The sequence below is a fragment of the Cohnella sp. SGD-V74 genome (assembly GCF_003001675.1).
In the GTDB taxonomy this organism is placed as follows: Bacteria; Bacillota; Bacilli; order Paenibacillales; family Paenibacillaceae; genus Cohnella.
Genome location: NZ_PVYW01000048.1, coordinates 1 through 2,461, shown reverse-complemented (window position 1 = coordinate 2,461; position 2,461 = coordinate 1). Strand labels below are relative to the sequence as shown.

The window sequence follows — 2,461 nt, the reverse complement described above, 5'->3', positions numbered from 1 at the left end:
GTAAGCGTCAAACCCTACCCACCTTCGTTCTTTGCAGCAACCATGAGATAATCCTCCTCAGAATCAATTCGGGGGAGGATATTTTATGGCCAGAGAAGATGTACAGAAGAAATGGGAAGAACGAATTGCCGCTTTCCGTGCCAGCGGAGAAAAAGCAGTAAAATGGTGCAAAGCCAATCAGGTGGATCGTCGCGGGCTTTACACTTGGATGAAAAGACTAGGCGGTTCATCTACCGTTGTCACTACTGCCAAGCCAACCACTTTCGTCAAAGCTGTGGTTACTCCTGAGCCGGAACCCAAATCATCCGCTTGTCTTCGCATCAAGATCGGCGCAGCCGTCATCGAGGTCGACGCCGGATTCAATCCCGCCTTGCTTCGCAATGTCGTGCAAGCATTGGAGGACGTATGCTAAGCGAACTGACGACACGGCAAGTTTACCTGGCCTGTGGCAGCACGGATTTACGAAAATCCATCGACGGATTGGCCGCACTCGTCCAAGAGGGACTCGGGCTGAACCCATTCTCTGCATGCCTGTTCGTCTTTTGCAACCGCGAGCGTAACAAATTAAAAATCTTATACTGGGAGCATAACGGTTTCTGGCTGTTCTACCGTAGACTCGAGCGCGGTACGTTCCAGTGGCCCAGGGATCACGGCGATCCGGTAACGGTCACAACTCGCGAGCTCCGCTGGCTGCTGGACGGACTTTCGCTCAGCCAGCGACAGGCTCACCCGAAAGTGGCCGCCACCACCATCATTTAGCAATCTATTCCTTCGTCAAATCGACATATGTGCAGGCAGGCATCGGGGCATCCGTATCGAAATCATAGCGTATGGAGAATCGACCGAAATCCCTTACTCTAGAACAACTTCAACAGCAAAACGCCAAGCAGGAACAGCAAATTGCGGAGCTGTCCGCCAAGCTCAAATGGTACGAGGAGCAGTTCCGTCTTGCGCAGCAGAAGCGTTTCGGTGCTTCCAGCGAGAAGACAAACCTGGATCAGATTGAACTGAATCTGTTCAACGAAGCGGAAGTGCTGGCTACGCCGGCAGGCCAAGAGCCGCCCATGGAAAAGGTGACGTATGAGCGCCGTAAGACGACGGGCAAACGCGAAGCGGACCTAGAGCATCTGCCGGTTGAGACGGTAACGTACACCCTTGCGGAAGACGAGCAGGTATGCGCATGCTGCGGTGGAGCGCTTCACGAGATGACGACCGAGACGCGCAGTGAGATTGCCATCGTGCCGCCGCAAATCAAGGTAGTTCGGCATGTCCGACAGGTGTATGCCTGCCGCCGCTGCGAGCGTGAAGAAATCCACACGCCCATCGTTACAGCGTCGATGCCAAAGCCCGTGTATCCCGGCAGTTTGGCTTCGCCGTCCATCCTATCCCATGTGCTATGCCAGAAATACGTAGACGGCTTGCCGCTCTATCGACAGGAACAGATCTATGCGCGGCTTGGGTATACACTGTCCCGACAGACGATGGCGAACTGGATGATTTATGGTGCCGAGCAGTGGCTGACGCCCATCTTCGCCGCGATGAAAGTCCATCTGCTCAAGCAAGAAGTGCTGCATGCGGATGAGACGACGTTGCAAGTATTACGCGAAGAAGGCAAGTCGGCAGAGTCCACTTCCTATTTGTGGCTGTACCGGACCGGGAGCGGAGTCGCTCCGGCCGTACTCTATGAGTACCAGCGCACCCGAGGCGGGGAGCATCCCCGTAATTTCCTGTCTGGATTCAAAGGCTACCTGCATGTAGACGGCTATCCGGGTTATCACAAGGTCGCGGGCGTCACGCTGGTCGGTTGTTGGGCGCATGCGCGCCGCAAGTACGATGAGGCGCTCAAGGCCGCACCGCCGGAAGCGCGGGGGGCCGAGACGGCATCAGGACAAGGGCTGGCTTACTGCAATCAGCTCTTTGCCATTGAGCGCGAGCTAAAAGAAGTTGCGCCTGACAAGCGCCATGCCGCTCGTCAGGAACGAAGCCGTCCCATCGTGGAGGCGTATTTCGCATGGCTGAAACAGCAACGTTCCCGAACATTGCCTAAGAGCTTGCTTGGGCAGGCGATCACCTACAGCCTGAACCAGTGGGAGAAGTTGACGGCTTTCCTTGCAGATGGACGATTGGAGCTTGACAACAATCGAAGCGAGCGTTCGATCAAGCCATTTGTAATCGGACGCAAGAACTGGTTGTTTGCCAACACGCCACGCGGCGCGAAGGCGAGTGCGGCCATCTACAGCGTCATCGAATCAGCCAAGGAAAACGGACTTCGTCCCTACGACTACTTGAAGTATCTCTTCGAGCAACTACCGCAACTGGCCGGACCGCTAGATCCGCAAACGCTGGAGCCGTATATGCCTTGGTCGCAATCGTTGCCGAACACGTGCCGAATGCATCAGTCTTAATACTTAGCCTACGCCAGCTCCCACTGATCTCAAGGTGGGGGCTATTTGACGCTTAC

Annotated in this window: 3 protein-coding genes; all 3 read left to right on the top strand. The window is 55.4% G+C overall.

Features of this window, described 5'->3' with window-relative positions:
• The first annotated feature begins 85 nt into the window (after positions 1–85).
• The 3 genes from tnpA (at position 86) to tnpC (ending at position 2,405) form a co-directional block, all read left to right on the top strand.
• Positions 86–412 (top strand): IS66 family insertion sequence element accessory protein TnpA, encoded by a 327-nt coding sequence (tnpA, locus tag B0G52_RS35080; RefSeq protein ID WP_094051093.1) that lies wholly within the window; start codon positions 86–88, stop codon positions 410–412.
• Positions 406–759: an IS66 family insertion sequence element accessory protein TnpB gene (gene tnpB / locus B0G52_RS35075; protein WP_094051092.1), complete on the top strand. Its 354-nt coding sequence runs from the start codon at positions 406–408 to the stop codon at positions 757–759. The genes tnpA and tnpB overlap by 7 nt, the downstream gene beginning before the upstream one ends.
• Before the next feature lie 71 nt (positions 760–830).
• Positions 831–2,405, top strand: a complete 1,575-nt coding sequence (tnpC, locus tag B0G52_RS35070; protein WP_094051091.1) for an IS66 family transposase — start codon at positions 831–833, stop codon at positions 2,403–2,405.
• Positions 2,406–2,461: the final 56 nt, after the last annotated feature.